Annotated in this window: 2 protein-coding genes and 1 pseudogene; all 3 read right to left on the bottom strand. The window is 53.4% G+C overall.

Annotated elements, in window-relative coordinates; translation table 11 throughout:
- Positions 1 to 146: pseudogene (locus tag ATB02_RS25710) on the bottom strand (phage minor tail protein L); the annotation flags it as partial.
- Positions 147 to 155: 9 nt separating this feature from the next.
- Positions 156 to 485, bottom strand: coding sequence for a phage tail protein (locus ATB02_RS25715; protein ID WP_000447253.1), 330 nt, complete (start codon positions 483 to 485; stop codon positions 156 to 158).
- On the bottom strand, positions 485 to 712 hold a 228-nt coding region (locus tag ATB02_RS25720; protein WP_096837080.1), incomplete at its 5' end, for a phage tail tape measure protein. The genes ATB02_RS25720 and ATB02_RS25715, both read right to left, overlap by 1 nt.

Below are 712 nucleotides of genomic sequence, written 5' to 3' on the forward strand. Positions count from 1 at the left end.
ACCGGCTCACCTTTTTCGTTCTGCTCATTACAGAAAAAATAACGTTCACCACCGACCTCTGTCAGATCGATTTCCCAGAGCACCACCTGGGCTGACTGAGTAAGGCGTGTCGTCTCATGATGTGTTTCCTGTGGAATATCCTGCATCAGGGCCTCCTATGCCACGACCTGTTCAAAATCTGCCGTTATGGTTACCCACAGCGCCCCCACGCTTGCCGACCATTTACGACAAACCACCCTGATCGGCTTCCAGTCATAAGGTGGCGTCCACTGAAATGCGCGGACGCCACCGTGCCGTTCCAGAAAGGCTTTCAAAGATGGGTGTTCACATTTACGAACACGTATCGTCACGCTGTAAGTCGACAACTGGTTATTCAGTCCCGCCGCACGACGCTGTTCATAACCATCGCCCAGCTTCACTGTCACCACTTTCGGCTCTGATACCACATTCATATCCGGGCGCACTTTCCAGTGAAACGTCTCCATTACCGATATGCTCCACTTAACCGACCACCATCACGGGCCTGCTGTTGCATAAAGTCCGCTGCCGCTTTTTTCCCGAGGTCATAAACCACCTTCAGGGCAGCCGGACCTATCTGCCCGTTCGTGCCATCGTTATTGATCTCGATGTTGTACTGCGGGGCAAACATCGCCATACCTGAACCACCAATATCCGCCACAACCCCCAGCTTACCGTCAGCACCACGACGCAG

The organism is Escherichia sp. MOD1-EC5189 (assembly GCF_002966045.1).
Classification (GTDB): domain Bacteria; phylum Pseudomonadota; class Gammaproteobacteria; order Enterobacterales; family Enterobacteriaceae; genus Escherichia; species Escherichia coli_F.